Below are 15,953 nucleotides of genomic sequence, written 5' to 3' on the forward strand. Positions count from 1 at the left end.
GCAGCATGACAAACTGGCCAATGCCGATGACATGCCAAATATTGCAGCGCCGTGCTTTCATCATATCGACAGCAACGCCCTGCTCCACCCGCAAATCAGCAGCCATAAACCAAAGATTCTGCTGCTCTATGGCTCCTTGCGTGAGCGCTCCTACAGCCGCCTGTTAACCGAAGAGGCGGCCCGTGTGCTGACGGCACTGGGCGCGGAAACCAAAACCTTCAACCCTTCCGGCCTGCCATTGCCGGATGATGCCGACGCCGACCACCCCAAGGTGAAAGAGCTGCGTGAGTTGGTGATGTGGTCTGAAGGGCAGGTGTGGTGCTCGCCCGAGCGTCACGGTGCCATGACCGGTATTATGAAAACAATGGTAGACTGGATACCGCTTTCAGCCGGTGCCGTACGCCCCTCGCAAGGCAAAACACTGGCTTTGATGCAGGTTTCCGGCGGCTCGCAAAGCTTTAATGCCCTCAACCAAATGCGGGTACTAGGCCGCTGGATGCGCATGATCACCATTCCCAACCAGTCATCAGTGCCCAAAGCATTTTTGGAGTTTGAGGAAGACGGCCGCATGAAGCCCTCTTCGCTCTACGACCGCATGGTAGATGTCATGGAAGAGCTGGTGAAGTTCACGCTGCTAACCCGTGACCGCGCCCCGTACTTGGTAGACCGCTACTCCGAGCGCAAGGAAACGGCAGAAGAGCTTTCCAAACGCGTTAACCAACGCTCTATATAGGAGGTATAGCCACACCTTCTGCAAAACTGCATTAAGGGCGCAGCGCAATCCTGCCCGCGGTGAAATGCGGTCCTATTAGCAGTCAACGCCGTTAAGAAGTTAATGCTATTTGAATGCCTCGCTCATCTACATCAATGGTTGTAAAACCCGAGAGTGGCGCGAGGCATACACCATAGAGGTTTCGATGCGGGTGATAAAAGGCCGGTTTGTGAATTGCTCGAATGCCAGTTTTTTCAGATGCAACATATCTTGCGCCACCACATTCACCACCACATCATGACGTCCAGTTACCAAAAAAGCTGATAGAACCTCGGGTAACTGGACAATTTCGCGCATAAACTCCTCGACAATCTCTTCGTCGTGCTTATCCAGCTCCATCAAAAACAAAGCCTCCAAATGCGCGCCCATGATATCGCGCTGAACCACCGCATGCGCTGATTCTATATAACCTGCTTCTTTCAAAAGCTTAACGCGTTGTGCCGTTGCCGAATTAGACAGACCAATACGCGCCGAAAGCTCTTTCGTTTGCAACCAGCCATTTTCCTGCAAAAACTGCATTATTAAGTAATCTTTACGGTCAAGAACCATATTTTCTGACATATTCAGTAAACAATCCCGATAACTCATCTCAATTACAATATAAAATACCAACAACAATAAACTATACAACTTTATCTAGTATTATTTAATCGATTGAGGATAATTTGAAATCCATACTATTGATCAACCATCCAACAGTTAAATTTTCCATACGTCATATCGCAAAGAGAGATGATATACAACTGGGTAATACCTATAGATACACAATGCCTATAAGTCTTGTAAGAGTTGCCACTATATTAGAAAATGACTTAGGAGTTAAAACAGAAATACTCGATATGAAAGCCTCTTATTTTGCAAAGGAAGTTAACTATCGAAAAGTCAAATTTAATCAAATGACGGCAACTTTACATCGAGTTGGATTAGATATGGACATACTGTTAGATCACATAACAAAATATGATGCGGTTGGTTTATCTAATCATTTTACTTTTGAAAGTGGCATAGTAAAAGAAATTATCCATTTTTGCCGTAAGCACAATCCTAAAATAAAAGTGTTAGTTGGTGGCGCTGATGTTAAAGCTCGGCCTAATTACTATTTAGAGTGCGGTGCCGACCTTGCCTTTCTTGGGGACATTAATCCAAATGCTATTTTAGAAGCTGATTGGTCCAAACCAAAAATTATACAGTCCTATAGATACCCCATTGAAAAACTTAATAAACCAGATTTTAACAAGCTATCGGATTTAAAAATCTATACTGATAGCCACGATGGTCCAGTACCTCAAGGTGTTACAACTCCTGTAGGGTTTACCTACTTCACAAGAGGCTGCCCACGAGAATGCGATTTTTGCGAAAGCAGACGTACAAAATTTGAAGCACTACCCATCGACCACGCATTAGAAATGCTAACTCATTATTCGAATCATGGCATAAAAACTATTAATTTTTCAGATGACAATTTTTTACTATTAAAACGTCCATACATTGAAACCTTATTAACCCATATGCGGAGACTGAAGTTTGCCTGGGAATTTCCTAATGGTTTAGAAGTCGGTCGTTTTATACGTAATGGAGAAGTTGATAGGGAGCTGATTTCTCTATTATTCTCTAATTATAAAGACCACCTAACTGGTCAACATATTGGTGCATATAGAGCTTTTATACCAGTCGAAACCTTCGAGAAAAGAGCAAATTACAAGAAACTGAAACCAGTTAATGAACAAAACGCAGTAATTAAAGAAATTATAACACACAATATACCAGAAATTAATTTTGGCGTTGTTCTACCACCTAACGCAAAGCAAAGCACATTTGATGCAATTCATAACGGCTACAAAGAAATAAAGAAAATACTTAACGAAAATAAGTACACTAAAAGCAGATTTTCAATTTTTCATTTAATACCGATAGCATTACATCGGTCTATGAAAACATTGCGTAGCGTAGATGACTTTCCAGAAGGGTGGAATTTCCATTTTCCAATATACAACGGTACTCATTTAACAGCCGAAGAGTTATTCATAAATCGAATTGAAACCATAATGAAAATTGATCCTGCTGCTCACCATTCAATGATGAATGGTATTTATAGTTACGCCTAGCTTGAGGTGCCGCTATCATGTTCACCAACACCATTTTGTTTCTCGCAACTGTTATTAGCCTTATTATCGTTCCTGGCCCCGATATGCTTTATGTCACCAGCAGGGCTCTCGCCAGCGGCAAGGAGTCCGGTATTAAGGCAGCAATCGGTATCTCAACCGGCTATCTTGTCTTCACGCTTTTGGTTGCCATGGGGCTAGGGGCGCTATTTCTTGCAAATCCCAATATTTTTCTAATTATGAAGATACTGGGGGCGATTTATCTCATGTTCCTCGCCTACCAATTATTTATTTCAGATATCACTAGTTTTTCAAAGACTTCAAAGCAGGAACAAAAACAGCCAAACGAACTCAAATACGGCTTTTTAACCAGCCTACTTAACCCCAAGGGGTTGGTATTTTACTTCGCCCTGCTCCCTCAGTTTTATATTATAGATACCATGCCCTTTTGGATCTATGCCCTCATATATGGCAGTCTTACCAGTCTTCTGTGTTTCCTCATTTATTCATCAGTTGGGGCATTGGCCGCCAATAAAGGTCGCCAACTACTTATAAATCATAGGCATGGTAAAATAATGACCCGTCTGGCAGGGCTTTGTGTATTCACCATTGCCCTTACAATGGTTCTGCTTGATTTTTTTCATTGATACAAACCAAAGCATAGTCGTCACGAACTACTTTGGCTTGCTATTCTTTTACCTTTTTCAAATCCAAACATACGCAAAATCTGTCTAGTACCATCCTTTTGGAGTAGCACTAGGGTATATCAGGTATTACCTTCAGCGGAATAATTGCTACCTACCCCATGAATAACAACACCTATACAAGACCAATAAGTTACCAACAAATGACTACAAACATATAACATAAATAATATCAATAAATTAACTATATTAGCCTTTTAAATTCATACTACCATTGCATATACCACTTGCCTATTGGTATTTAATTGGTAATGTACAAACGACAACAACAAGCAATGTACACAACCAAAACACGTAACCAATAAGCCAAAACAAGCGGTAATAAAGAGCAGTGCACCCATGATTGACCAAGAGTTTAACGAGCTAATACAACTCTCGCAAATGCAGCAGCATAAGGGGCCGCTTTACCGCCAACTCCAACAAGTTATTATTGAAGGTATTGAAAGCGGCCGGCTAAGCCCCGCAAGCGCACTGCCAACCGAGCGCGAGCTAGCTGAGCTAACAAACGTTTCGCGCGTTACTGTGCGCCGCGCTATAGGTGAGCTGGTAACACAAGGTATACTCATTCAGCGTCAAGGCTCTGGCACCTACATCGCCCCGAAAATCGAGCGTATGGAACAAACACTTCGCACGCTCACCTCCTTCACGCAAGAAATGTCCAGCCGGGGAAAACAGGTTAGCAGCCAATGGCTCGATAGAACCATAAGCCTGCCTTCACCAGATGAAACCATGCGCCTTGGCCTGAGCTCAACAGATCGTGTTGCCAGACTTTCACGCTTGCGTTTGGCAGATAATGTGCCGCTTGCCTATGAGCACGCAACAATTAGCAATCGCTTTCTGCCAGATCCTGAACGAGTGACACATTCGCTTTACCAAACCCTGCATAAACTGGGCTATCCGCCCGAACGCGCTGTACAAAAAATAACAGCAATTAATGTTGATCCCGAGATGGCACACCTTTTGGAGGTCGCAACCGGAAAAGCAGCCTTGCAGATCGACCGTCTCTCATACCTACCCGACGGGCGCATACTGGAAGCCACAAAAACAATTTACCGAGCCGGAGCCTACGATTTTATCGCCGAGCTAGAACTCGACCATCAAGATATCCTCAATTAGCCCCTCGCTGGAAAGGAAAGAACCGACCATGACCGATAAAACACATATGAGACTAGAAGTTGAGCAAATTCCAGCAAAGGTTGCGGAACTGTTAGACAAGGGCAGTGACGCCATAAACATTGCCGCTGAAAACTTCAAACGAGCCGATCCCAAGTTCCTTGTCTCCATTGCAAGGGGCTCTTCCGACCATGCCGCGCTCTACCTAAAATATGCGTTTGAACTGATGGCCGGCCTGCCCGTCGCCTCTATCGGTCCCTCGGTTGCATCCATCTACGAGGCACCTTTAAAACTAAAAGATGCCGGCTGTATTGCCATTTCACAATCCGGTGCCAGCACCGACATCGTAGCGCTTGCCAAGGCCGCCCGTGACAGCGGTGCCCCTGCAATTGCCATCACCAACAATGCCAAGTCCGATTTGGCCAACACATGCAGCGCCACACTGGACATTCTTGCCGGTCCCGAAATCTCCGTTGCTGCCACGAAAACCTTTGTTAACTCCATTATTGCCGGCTTGGGCATGCTCGCCGCCTACACAGATGACGTAAAACTGCAACAAGCGCTGAAGGCACTGCCAGAGCAACTGGAAAAAGCGATTAACTGCGACTGGAGCCCGCTTATTGCCCCTGTCAGCAAGGCACCATCCCTATTTATCATCGGTCGAGGACCCGGTTTTGCCATTGCGCACGAAGCCGCTTTGAAGTTTAAAGAAACATCGTCCAAACACGCTGAAGCCTATTCTTCAGCCGAAGTGCTCCACGGGCCTGTTTCTATCGCTGATGCCAGCTTCCCGGTGCTTGCGCTCGCTGCACGCGATGCAGCTGAGGCCTCCCTTATGGAAACGATGGGGCGCATTGCGAGCCAGCAGGCAAGCGTATTTGCCACATCAGATATTGAAGTCGCAGGCATCAAACTGCCATTTGTTGCTACCGGACACCCGCTCACCGACCCGCTCAGCCTGATTGTATCCTTCTACAGCTTTATCGAGGGCTTTGCCCGCCACAGCGGCTTTAATCCCGATACACCAAAACACCTTAAAAAAGTTACGGTGACACGCTAATGACCCACAATCGCGCTTATACCGGAGCCGACATTTTCACCGGCTCACAAACACTTAAAGATCATGCCCTCTTGGTGCAGGACGATAAAATCATTGCCACAGTACCTGCAGGCGAAGTTCCCGAGGACTATGAAAAGGTCCAGCTGGATGGTGATCTGCTGGCCCCCGGCTTTATCGATCTGCAAGTAAACGGCGGCGGCGGCGTTCAACTCAACGACCAACCAACCCTTGAAGGGCTGCAAACCATCTGTAAATCGCTGATCCCGTTTGGTACCACTGCAATACTGCCAACACTGATCACCGATAACAAGCAGGTCAACGCCCAATTGCGCGATGCCGCTCGCGCCGCCATTGCCGCGAAAACCCCCGGTTTTCTGGGGCTGCATCTGGAAGGACCACACCTATCGGTTGAAAAGCGCGGCTGTCACTCAGCCGATCTGGTCCGCCCCATGGATACAGAAGACCTTGAAGCTCTGGTCGCCCTTAAAAAAGACCTGCCAGTGCTGTTGGTAACGCTGGCACCGGAAAACGAGCCAGATGCCAACATTACCGCCCTGCGTGATGCCGGTGTTTTCGTTTGCCTTGGCCACACAAATGCAAAATTCGAACGTGCCCAAGCGGCATTAGCCGCTGGAGCCACTGGCTTCACCCACCTGTTCAATGCCATGAGCCCCATGTCGCACCGCGAACCCGGTGTGGTTGGCGCAGCCCTTAGCTCAAAAGAGGCATGGGCCGGTCTGATTTGTGATGGCTATCATGCCCACCCGGAAATGATGAAAATCGCCCTACGCGCCAAACAGGGACCGGGCAAGATTTTCCTCGTCACCGATGCCATGGCCCCCATGGGTACAGAACTGCAAAGCTTTGTACTCAATGGCGAGACCATCACCCGCTCTGGCGGCCGCCTGACCACCCCGGACGGCACTCTGGCCGGGGCTGATCTCGACTTCATCAGCGCCGTGCGTAACGCCATAACAATGTTGGGCGTTGATAAGGAAGAAGCTCTACGCATGGCAGCTCTGTACCCGGCACAAGCCGCCGGCGTTGCCGACAAAATGGGCCAGTTCACACCAGGAACACAAGCCAATATGGTGCTTTTGAGCCGTGATCTGGATGTGAACGCCGTATGGATTGACGGTAAACAACAATACTAGCGCAAAAAAACGGACCACCGACCTCCCCGGCCCGATAATAAAAAGCGCAACAAGGGTAGGACTGGCACATCAGCCCTACCCTTTGTTTATCGCGCCACTCCAAGCTTTTTTGCTCACCATCACTTCTCTGCCGCTTTATTCAAAGTTTTCAAATCTCCTTTGGATTTTAGCCGTTGTAATGAGCCCTTATATTTTTCGCAGGGATCCACCTCGTCAACACGCGCTGTAAACCAGATATAATCATAGAGCTTTGCATCGAACATCTTATAGTCTTGCGCTTTAAAAGCACCGCGCTGCACTTCGACAGGCGCTAAAGTCAAGAATTGCCCCCCGCCAGTAAGATAATAGGGTACGCCGCGATCCACACGGATATGCCCATTGCCAGCAATTAAAATTGCCCCTTGTCGAGGCGTAGTTTCGCGCATGGCCCGCGCCATACTCGCATCTTTCAGCCGCTGCATAGCCACCATCGGTGCCATTTGTTCAGCTTTCATTAAATGACAATGGGAGGAAACCAGCTCATCAACAAGACTTTGCTGCAAGGGCGTTGTTAACGCCTTATCCCACAATAGCTTATCCGCCTCAAAAGGCAGTGCACCACTTGCCACCCGCTTGAGTTTTTCACGACTTGGCCCGCCAGCAATAAGTGGCAGACCCGCTGCAAGCCCCTGCTTGAATATTGGTGCATACATGGAAAAGGCAGGCCAACCACGCGCTTCCCATTTCAACTCTTTGCCTAACTGAGCTAGCTCATTCTCTCTCGCAATAGCCAAGATAGGCGAAGCAGTTTCATCAAGCATTTCAAAGACCAGTGCCGGCCTTTTGCCAGCGCCAACCAGCGCTCCAACAGCCTGCGCCTGAATTTCATGATGACGTGGATTATCGTGCTTTTCACCCAAAAGGACATAATGCCCTTTTGCAAGCGCTTGCCAAAGTTGCGATTGCGTAATCTGCTTGCCGGATTTTACATCCCAGATCGTTTCAACCAGCGGGTGATTTTTCAGCAAAAGGTTTTCTTTTGCAACCTCTTGCGCAGCTGCAGAACGACTAAATGGCACATATAAATGAACCACAGCAATAACAACGCACCAAAACAGAAAACGCTGAACCAACATTTGTAATGAAGAAACGATACGCCAAGACATGATATCTCCTGCCCTTACCAAACACTTCCACTCTCAGCTTACCAGCATCTTATTGCCTAAATGTCTTCGAAACAGCTCGATTTTATTATGACAACAATACTCAAGTTTCAAGACAACATGAAACTTCAAGCCGTAGTTTTAAGCATTCCTATCGCCATTGAGCTTCAGCCAATCTTCCAAGGCCTCGACAGCAGCTATTGTCGTATTGCATTGCGCTTGTTGTAAAAGCCGAAACTCTTCCCCGCTCACAGTTTCATCCGGCGCTTCACTCACCAGCGTAACAGGGCAAACACCGCCTTCGTGCTCACTGATGAAAATAGGAATACCACGGCGAAATTCAAAACTCGGATCACCGGCATAGTTCACATAACGCGCCAACTGCTCCCCGTTAAGGGTCATCAACGCGTCATCCTTACTTAGCTCTTGAAGAACCTGCTCTAAAACATGATGCGCCAAATCGGCATAACCTGGCTTATAACGCAAAATCAGCATAAAGCCTTTGGGCAGGCTCCAGCCCTCAAACCCCTTCGGCAAATAACCGGTAAAGGGGCGTGTCCACTCGTGCGAAGGGTAGCCATGCAAATTCACATGCAAAAGTGCTTGTGTCAAAGTTTGCGCCTGCACTCGAATATTGCGCTCCTGTTGGTCACTGCCATATTCCAAATCATTGCCACCCGCCGTGTAACGTGCAGCATGGTGCATATGCTTGGGATTTTCAGCGCAATAGGCTCGGAACAAGGCATAACCATCAGGGTTTTCCATAGGCGAAACAGTAAAGCCAAGTTTGGTTTTGCCTTTTAATGCCGCAGCAGCCCGAAGTGCCCCGATAGGACCGGTACTTTCGTTAGCATGTTGACCGGCAGAGATGATAACCCCAGGCTGCCCCCCTTCAAAGTAGCGGGCTTCAATATCTCGCCCTTGCTGCGAGTGCCAGGAAAAAGCCTCGCCCCCCAGCTTATTTAACGCTTGCGCAATACTTGCAGGCGCCAGCCAGTTTTGTGCATCAGCCAGATCACTCTTTTCCGCAACGTCACCAGCACCTTTGTCTTGAGCCACCAGCGCTTCAACGTCGGCCGCGTCACGTAATCTAAGCCGTGCTACAACCTGCGCCGTATTGTGCTTCACCACAGGTACAAGTTGACCCGGCTGCAGACGACGGCTCCCCGCACCGTGAGCACCCAGTTTCTGGAAATATTCAAGAGCAGAAAAATACAGCTCTTCATGCATTGCCTCACTGGTGCTGATGCATTCATTGCCAATCAGCAAATCAAAATCATAGAAAGGCGCCTGAACTTCCATCTCCAAGCGTGGAAAGTAAGGCTCTTGCTCAGGCCATTGCTGCGCCTTTAAAGCATCCATCAAAGCCCAATAAGCACGCTCTTGATCGCTCTCCAGTACTTCGCTGTGGCAGACCTCAAGGCTCGCTTCGTCCAGAACCTCCAGATATCCGCTGGCACCAAATACTTCGTCCCCACAGACATCCTTTTTCAGCAAATTCGGCGCAACAATGGAGTGATGTTCGAAAGTACCGCCATGACGTTCGATTTCCACCTCATACACCGGCATTTGCTCGGCACTCGTAGCTTCCATGGGTTCGAACGCCAAACGAACAGGTGCCAAAAGCTCCTTAAGCGGGTAAGCCTCAAGGCGAAAACGCGCCACATGCTGGCCTTCAATCACAGGATAGCGAACGATTACCGCACGCATATTCTCAAGCGCAATGTTTTCAACAAAAGCGGCAACCAGCGGCTTATAAGCTGAAAGAGCAGAGACTGAGTAACCCAGCCCCTGCATTTCTTTGGTAAACTCTTGTCGCCGCTCGAAACTGTCAAAACTCCACAGACGGCACGCTTGCCCGGCACGTAAAATACTAGGCAATCGTTGGCGCAATTGTTCCAACACCGGTGTAAAGCTTTTTTCAAATAAAATTGTCATTTCGCAGTTTGCCCTAAAGGATCAAGATGATCACGAAGCCAATCACCCATCAGATTGAGACCAAGCACCGTCAACATAATCGCTAGCCCTGGGAAGACCATAATCCACCAGGCAACCTGTACATAGTTACGTCCATCGGCCAACATCCCGCCCCAACTTGGAATTTGCGGATCTACTCCCAAACCAAGAAAGGTCAAACTGCTTTCCAGCAGAATATTGTTGGCAACATTCAAAGTCATCAAAATGATGATCGGACCCAGCGTATTGGGTAGAATATGCCCGAATATAATTTTAGCATCCGGCAACCCGTAGGAGCGCGCCGCTTGCACAAACTCCCGTTCGCGTAAAGATAAAACCCCACTACGCACGAGTCTTGCATATTGAACCCATTGCGAAATAATCATAAGACCAATGACCCGGTCAAGCCCCGGACCTGCAATTGCCATAACCGTTATCGCCAGCAGAATAAACGGTAGTGCCAACTGAATATCGGCAAAGCGCATTAACAAAACATCCCAGAACCCGCGATAATACCCTGCCACCAAGCCAACGAGCGTACCAAGAACTAAAGCGCCAAGTGTGGAGGCGACACCCACGAGATATGAGATTTTTCCCCCAGTAATAACACGGGCCAAAATATCCCGACCCAGAGAATCGGTACCGAGAATATGCTGCCACGAAACAAAAGGTTCCATGAGCCGTGCCCGCAAGTCGATCGCCTCACCGCCATCGGGAAACAATAAACCGGAGCAAAGGACGAGGACACCAAGGCTGCAAGTCAAAAATGCGCCAAATAAAAGCTCAAAGCTCCAGTATTTTGCTAGAGAACGTTTCTTTTTAGCCGCTTCAGGCAGAATAATATTTTCTTCGGAAAGTGACATGGTTATTCCACCCGTATTCTAGGGTCTAACAGGCCGTAGACCAAATCGACTGTAAAATTGACCGCAACAATCATGAGGGCCAAGAGGGTAATACTTGCTTGTAAAACCGGATAGTCACGTTGATAAATCGCATCAAGTGCGAGCGAGCCCATACCCGGCCAATTGAAAACCATTTCAACCACCACAAGACCGCCAACGAGATTACCGAATTGCAGGCCCATATACGTAACGATTGTGATCGCCGAATTCCGCAGAGCGTGCTTATAAACAACAATGCGTTCGCGTAGCCCCTTACTCCGGGCCACCATGATATATTGAGCACCCAAAGTTTCCAGCATCGCAGTACGCACCAAACGCACATTGGTTGCGGTTAAAATAATGCCAATCGTCACAGCGGGCAGAACAATGGAAGCTGGCCCCTCATAACCGCTACTATTAAAGATCGGTATCTTGATGGAAAAAACCATCATCAACATCAAACCCAACCAGAAGTTGGGAAATGAGAGCCCAACCAAAGAGCCAATGCGAATGATCTGGTCTGACAGCCCTCCCTTGTGCAATGCGGCACGAATACCCAGCGGAATGGAAATCAGCATCGACACAACCATGGATGCCACAGCCAGAGCCAACGTGGCGGGCAAGGCAACCGCAACTAAATTAGATACCGGCCCCCTAAAAAAGCTCGTCCCCATATCCCCATTGAAGAAGCCCAAAATAAAGTCCTTATATTGGACGAGGAAAGGTTTGTTCAAACCCATAGCAGCGCGTATGCGCTCCAAGTCGGCTTCCGTAACATTGCTGGATTCTTGCACCAGCATAATTGCAGGATCACCTGTAAGACGAATAGCAAAAGCCACAAAGATCGTGACAACAAAAACAACAAACACCGCCTGTAACAGACGTTGAATGGCAAACTTGGCAATGGGCATGACAAGAAAACTTTCTGGAAGAAGCAGTGGAACCGGTATTCCGGTTCCACCGTCAGGACTTGTTATTCAACGGAGGTATTGAGGAAGAACAAGCGATCATCTGGTGCCGGTTCAAAGTTTTTCACCCGGCTGCTGATCCCGTAAACCGTATTCAGATTGTAAAGTGGAATATCCAGCGCTTGCTCATGCGCCATACGCGCAACTTCCTGCAATGCCTCTTCACGCAATTCGCGGTCATAAGTTAACCGTTGCTTTTCAAGGAGTGCATCCATTTTCGCGCTTTTGATGTATGGATTATAGCGCTCTCCACTGTGATACAACAGATAGGCGGTGTTATCAAAATCAAACGTCCAACCACCCCAACCGAACTGGTACATTTCGTGGGTCTTCCCGTTTGGAATAACATCCTTACTCATCACACTGTTTTCAACCGGATTGATTTTAACCTCCAGTCCCACCATACGAAGATAGGATGTAATGGCCAGTGCAACTTCACGAAAATCTGAATCCGCCGAACGGTAGTCAATGGTCATCTTTGTACCAGGCTTGACACCGGCTTCAGCAAGCAAGGCTTTCGCCTTCTTGGGGTCATATTCGTAAGTCTCAAGCGAAGCGTCATAACCAAAAGAGCCAGCCCCTTGAAGTGAGGAAATCGGTTTGCCCTGCCCGCCCAGTAATGATTCAATAATCGCATTACGATCAATCGCCATATTGAGTGCTTTACGCACCCGAATATCGCTGGTGAGTGCCCCTTCTGTCGTTTTAAGACGCAAAGAATCAATGGTTGGGCTGGCAACTGGTGCAAGCTCGATGTTATCGTGTGTATCAAACACAGACAAAGAGCCTAACGGCACTTTGTAAATCACATCCACACCACCAGATTGTAGCTCGGCCATACGCGTAGAAGCTTCAGGAATAAAGCGGTAGACAAGCTCGTCCAGCTTCGGCGCACCGCGCCAGTGATCCTCAAATTTTTCAAACGTGATCTTTACGGACGGTGTGTAGGATGTAAACTTGAAAGGCCCGGTACCAACCGGCTTTAAGTTAAACTCCTCACCCATTTTCGCAGTATATTTTGGCGGTACGATCATCGCACCATAGCCCGCCAATTTTGTAATCAAAACCGGGTCAGGCCGCTTCATAATAAAATCGACAGTATAATCATCAACGATTTTAATCTGCTCGATAGAAGTATAATTGGAGCGTTGCGGTCCCTTGGCCCCTTCATCGCCCAACAAACGTTCAAAGGTAAACTTCACCGCTTCAGCGTTAAATGGCTCACCGTTATGAAATTGCACACCTTCACGCAGCTTAAAGCGGATACGGCTTTCGTTATCCAAAAACTCCCAGGATGTGGCCAGCCCAGGCACCAGTTTAAGGTCTGGTCCACGATACACCAAGCCATCAAACAAATTCGAGGCAACAGAGCCCCACGCCAGTGTAAAGGTGTCAATCGGGTCCCAGCTACCAGGGTCACGTACTTGTGCCACTGTCAGCTTGCCGCCCGCCTGTGCAACAGAGCTTAATGCCATGAGGGAAAGTGCTGTCACCACCCCAACGCCACGTTTTAAATTTGCTTTCCGCGACCTTGAGTTGTAGTTCTTGCCAAAATTGCATTTACCATTAAAAGTCATTGATGTTCCTCTCTGGTAACGTTGCACAACCGTGCAACAAGCTGGTTAAACCCAGCGAAAGTTCCCTGCATTTTGTGCAAGGAAATGTCCGGGGCTTACTTCGTCAAAACCATGAACAAAAGGCGCGTCTCCTACGGCCCGCACCGCACTGGGTATTTCCCCTTCTAACGGTACACTTTCACGTTTTTTTGAAGGATTAAGCTCCGGAACCGCAGACAAAAGCCTGCGCGTATAAGGATGCTGAGGATTTTTAAATATTTGCTCTCGAGGCCCCAGCTCTACCAATTGCCCAAGATACATAACGGCAACGCGGTGACATACCCGCTCAATCACCGCCATATCGTGGGAAATAAACAAATAGGACAACCCTTTTTCTGCTTGAAGATCCATCATCAAGTTCAATACCTGTGCCTGAACGGATACATCCAAGGCTGAAACGGCTTCATCTGCAATAATCAAGCTTGGCTCACAAGCCAAAGCACGTGCAATACAAATGCGCTGCCGCTGCCCCCCCGAAAATTCATGGGGGTAGCGATCATAATGCATGGATTGCAAACCAACCCGCTCGAGTAATTCCTTTACCCGTTTTTCAATCGCACTCTTACTTTCCAAAAGGCCATGGGTACGGATAGGCTCGGCAATACTCTCGCCAATCTTTTTTCGCGGGTTGAGCGATCCATAAGGATCTTGGAATATGTATTGAATCTCTTGGCGAAACTTTTTCCGTTGTGCTTTTGGGAGTTGAAAAACATCCTGCCCGCGAAACCGGACTGTACCACCAACAGGGTCGATAAGCTGCTGAATGGTTTTTCCAACTGTTGATTTCCCAGAGCCTGATTCGCCCACCAGCCCGAGCGTCTCGCCTTTAAACAGCTGGAAACCAACACTCTCCGCCGCATGCACATGATGCGTGACTTTATTCAACAGCCCGGAACGAATATTAAAACGAGTTGTAAGCCCCGCAACTTCTAGCAAAGGGGCATTCTCGTATTTTGGCGCTACAGCCGTGTAAATAGGCCCATCTGTGCGCTGTTGTTTATCTTCGACAATATCAAAGCGCTCGGGAAGTGTTTTATTCTCCATAGAACCGATACGGGGCACAGCAGCCAACAAGCTTTTGGTATATGGGTGTTGCGGCTTGACCAGAACATCTTTTACATCGCCATATTCAACCTTGAGTCCTTGGCGCATTACCAGAACATCATCGGCCATTTCCGAAACAACGCCCATATCATGGCTTATGAAAACAACAGCCATATCAAGCTCGCTCTGCAGCTCGCGGATAATGTGCAAGATTTGCGCTTGAATAGTTACATCAAGAGCGGTTGTTGGCTCATCAGCAATCAGTATTTTAGGACGGCACGAAAGCGCCATGGCTATCATCGCACGTTGACGCATACCACCGGAAAGCTGATGCGGATAGGAATCGATTATACGCTTGGCATGAGGCAAGCGAACTCTCTCAAGCCATTCCAGCGCTTCACGCCTTGCTTCAATTGTAGTCTTCTGACTATGAAGTTTGATCGCTTCAATGATCTGCGATCCAACGGTATAAACGGGGTTGAGCGAGGTCATCGGCTCTTGGAAAATCATGGCAATTTCATTACCACGCAAAATACGAAGCGCCTTCTCTGGCAAGTCGTTGATATTAACCTCATGCCCGTAATGCGGGCTGTCAAACAGCACAGTTCCCTGGCTTATACGCCCCCCCACATGCGGTATTAAACCAAGAAGAGCGAGCGAGGAAACCGATTTACCAGATCCAGATTCCCCAACTATGGCAAGTGTTTTCCCTTGATCAAGGCTATAGGATAGCTTTTGGACTGCGCAAAATGGCGCCCGTGGATCACCAAATTCAATTGAAAGATCTTGAACGCGCAGTACTGGCCCCCGGTGAGCATCAGTAGCGACTTCTCCTATAGTATTAATCAAGCCCAAACCTCTCGAAGTATTTCTTATTGCCTCTCCCTAACGATGAAAAATTATCGCTATTTTGTCAATAAAGTAATTTTAAAAACACTTTATATGCTACCAATCACAACCAAAATAAACTAAATATTTAATCAGTTAACTGCACATTATTTGTATTTATGCAGATTAAATAGCCATTTAGCCTACTAAGATTGAGTATTTCTCATATTAATTGCAATAAAACTACAACACAACTTTTTACTAAATAAATTTAGCAATACATATCTCTTAGTTGGGCAGTGACGCCCCTTATACCTGATAAGTGCTTTAATCCTTTGAGGACTCGTGCAAATAGCAAGCGAATAAAAGAGGTGATGAAAACGCATATACACGCAAATGCCCATAGCAAGTGCGGTATATTATTACCAGCAAATACAAAACGGCCCTGCGCCAACAAAGACAGCAAGGCCGTTTAAATAATTCACTTTTAGGCGTGTTCTGCTTGATAGAGCTCAAGCTAACTAGATGAAACCGTTAAAATGAGCGGCTAAGGCACGAGCACAAATGCAATATGCTTAAATAGCCTACTCTGATCACCGTTTTCACTTCAGGA

At 47.5% G+C, this 15,953-nt stretch carries 13 protein-coding genes; 6 read left to right on the forward strand and 7 right to left on the reverse strand.

Translation table 11 applies throughout. The annotated features are described in order from the left end of the window. Positions 1-31: 31 nt before the first annotated feature. Positions 32-733 (forward strand): arsenical resistance protein ArsH, encoded by a 702-nt coding sequence (gene arsH / locus AYK67_RS10530; protein ID WP_082735769.1) that lies wholly within the window; start codon positions 32-34, stop codon positions 731-733. 126 nt (positions 734-859) lie between these two features. On the opposite strand, the gene AYK67_RS10535 is transcribed toward arsH, so the two are convergent. Further along, complete coding sequence (locus tag AYK67_RS10535; protein ID WP_068086059.1) at positions 860-1,333, reverse strand: Lrp/AsnC family transcriptional regulator; 474 nt, start codon at positions 1,331-1,333, stop codon at positions 860-862. Positions 1,334-1,437: 104 nt separating this feature from the next. Between AYK67_RS10535 and AYK67_RS10540 the strand changes: the two genes are divergently transcribed. From AYK67_RS10540 to nagA, 5 genes are all read left to right on the forward strand, one after another. Beyond that, positions 1,438-2,877, forward strand: coding sequence for a radical SAM protein (locus AYK67_RS10540; protein ID WP_068086062.1), 1,440 nt, complete (start codon positions 1,438-1,440; stop codon positions 2,875-2,877). A 17-nt stretch (positions 2,878-2,894) separates the two neighbouring features. After that, the gene (locus AYK67_RS10545) at positions 2,895-3,521 is read left to right on the forward strand and encodes a LysE family translocator (protein ID WP_068086065.1); all 627 of its coding nucleotides are present in this window, start codon (positions 2,895-2,897) and stop codon (positions 3,519-3,521) included. A gap of 396 nt (positions 3,522-3,917) precedes the next feature. After that, complete coding sequence (locus tag AYK67_RS10550; RefSeq protein WP_208976267.1) at positions 3,918-4,694, forward strand: GntR family transcriptional regulator; 777 nt, start codon at positions 3,918-3,920, stop codon at positions 4,692-4,694. Between the two features lie 28 nt (positions 4,695-4,722). Next, on the forward strand, positions 4,723-5,751 hold the full coding sequence (locus tag AYK67_RS10555) for an SIS domain-containing protein (RefSeq protein WP_068086072.1): 1,029 nt from the start codon (positions 4,723-4,725) through the stop codon (positions 5,749-5,751). Further along, positions 5,751-6,905 (forward strand): N-acetylglucosamine-6-phosphate deacetylase, encoded by a 1,155-nt coding sequence (gene nagA, locus AYK67_RS10560; protein ID WP_068086075.1) that lies wholly within the window; start codon positions 5,751-5,753, stop codon positions 6,903-6,905. The genes AYK67_RS10555 and nagA overlap by 1 nt, the downstream gene beginning before the upstream one ends. A 119-nt stretch (positions 6,906-7,024) precedes the next feature. Here nagA and AYK67_RS10565 read toward each other — a convergent pair whose 3' ends face one another. From AYK67_RS10565 to AYK67_RS10590, 6 genes are all read right to left on the reverse strand, one after another. Then, on the reverse strand, positions 7,025-8,050 hold the full coding sequence (locus tag AYK67_RS10565) for a ChaN family lipoprotein (protein WP_068086081.1): 1,026 nt from the start codon (positions 8,048-8,050) through the stop codon (positions 7,025-7,027). A gap of 138 nt (positions 8,051-8,188) precedes the next feature. Next, entirely contained in the window at positions 8,189-9,985 is a 1,797-nt protein-coding gene (locus AYK67_RS10570) for a M14 family metallopeptidase (protein ID WP_068086087.1), read from the reverse strand. Then, positions 9,982-10,866, reverse strand: a complete 885-nt coding sequence (locus AYK67_RS10575; RefSeq protein WP_068086090.1) for an ABC transporter permease — start codon at positions 10,864-10,866, stop codon at positions 9,982-9,984. Before AYK67_RS10575 ends, AYK67_RS10570 begins: the two co-directional genes overlap by 4 nt. Positions 10,867-10,868: 2 nt before the next feature. Further along, positions 10,869-11,789 carry an ABC transporter permease gene (locus AYK67_RS10580; RefSeq protein ID WP_068086484.1) on the reverse strand — a complete coding sequence of 307 codons (921 nt, stop codon included), beginning with the start codon at positions 11,787-11,789 and terminating at the stop codon, positions 10,869-10,871. A gap of 68 nt (positions 11,790-11,857) precedes the next feature. After that, positions 11,858-13,429 carry an ABC transporter substrate-binding protein gene (locus AYK67_RS10585; protein WP_082735755.1) on the reverse strand — a complete coding sequence of 524 codons (1,572 nt, stop codon included), beginning with the start codon at positions 13,427-13,429 and terminating at the stop codon, positions 11,858-11,860. A gap of 45 nt (positions 13,430-13,474) precedes the next feature. Next, entirely contained in the window at positions 13,475-15,361 is a 1,887-nt protein-coding gene (locus tag AYK67_RS10590) for an ABC transporter ATP-binding protein (protein WP_244266911.1), read from the reverse strand. Between the last annotated feature and the right edge of the window lie 592 nt (positions 15,362-15,953).

This window comes from Polycladidibacter stylochi, assembly GCF_001562055.1.
Lineage (GTDB): Bacteria > Pseudomonadota > Alphaproteobacteria > Rhizobiales > Stappiaceae > Pseudovibrio > Pseudovibrio stylochi.

Excerpts from the sequence above, each read along its gene's own strand:
- AYK67_RS10565 (WP_068086081.1), bottom strand. The coding sequence starts at position 8,050 with ATGTCTTGGCGTATCGTTTCTTCATTACAAATGTTGGTTCAGCGTTTT.
- AYK67_RS10555 (WP_068086072.1), top strand. The coding sequence starts at position 4,723 with ATGACCGATAAAACACATATGAGACTAGAAGTTGAGCAAATTCCAGCA.
- AYK67_RS10585 (WP_082735755.1), bottom strand. The coding sequence starts at position 13,429 with ATGACTTTTAATGGTAAATGCAATTTTGGCAAGAACTACAACTCAAGG.
- AYK67_RS10545 (WP_068086065.1), top strand. The coding sequence starts at position 2,895 with ATGTTCACCAACACCATTTTGTTTCTCGCAACTGTTATTAGCCTTATT.
- AYK67_RS10535 (WP_068086059.1), bottom strand. The coding sequence starts at position 1,333 with ATGTCAGAAAATATGGTTCTTGACCGTAAAGATTACTTAATAATGCAG.
- AYK67_RS10570 (WP_068086087.1), bottom strand. The coding sequence starts at position 9,985 with ATGACAATTTTATTTGAAAAAAGCTTTACACCGGTGTTGGAACAATTG.
- arsH (WP_082735769.1), top strand. The coding sequence starts at position 32 with ATGCCAAATATTGCAGCGCCGTGCTTTCATCATATCGACAGCAACGCC.
- nagA (WP_068086075.1), top strand. The coding sequence starts at position 5,751 with ATGACCCACAATCGCGCTTATACCGGAGCCGACATTTTCACCGGCTCA.
- AYK67_RS10550 (WP_208976267.1), top strand. The coding sequence starts at position 3,918 with ATGATTGACCAAGAGTTTAACGAGCTAATACAACTCTCGCAAATGCAG.
- AYK67_RS10575 (WP_068086090.1), bottom strand. The coding sequence starts at position 10,866 with ATGTCACTTTCCGAAGAAAATATTATTCTGCCTGAAGCGGCTAAAAAG.